Below are 319 nucleotides of genomic sequence, written 5' to 3'. Positions count from 1 at the left end.
AAGACTACGACGTTGATAGGTTGGATGTGGAAGTGTAGCGATACATGAAGCTGACCAATACTAATTGCTCGTGAGGCTTGACTATACAACACCCAAACAGTTGTTGTACGAACTTCGAAAGAAGTGAGGATCAATTGATTCGATATTAAGCAAAACAGCTTGATTTAGTGAACGCTAAAGAACAAACTACAGCAACTCAGATATTTCTGTTAATAACTCATTTGACCAAGCATTGGCATCTAAATAAGACCAAACGCAAAGTCATACCAGTTGTGCTGGCGACCATAGCAAGAGTGAACCACCTGATCCCTTCCCGAAC

The 319-nt window shown here is 41.1% G+C and carries 1 rRNA gene; it reads left to right on the top strand.

Annotated features, from left to right (window positions below):
- A 23S ribosomal RNA gene (locus ACTJIX_RS14915) occupies positions 1-85 on the top strand; the annotation flags it as partial.
- Positions 86-319: the final 234 nt, after the last annotated feature.

This window comes from Acinetobacter sp. 22323, assembly GCF_052044895.1.
GTDB classification, from domain to species: Bacteria; Pseudomonadota; Gammaproteobacteria; order Pseudomonadales; family Moraxellaceae; genus Acinetobacter; species Acinetobacter schindleri.
Note: the sequence above shows the minus strand (reverse complement) of the source record. Positions and strands in the feature narration are given on the sequence as shown.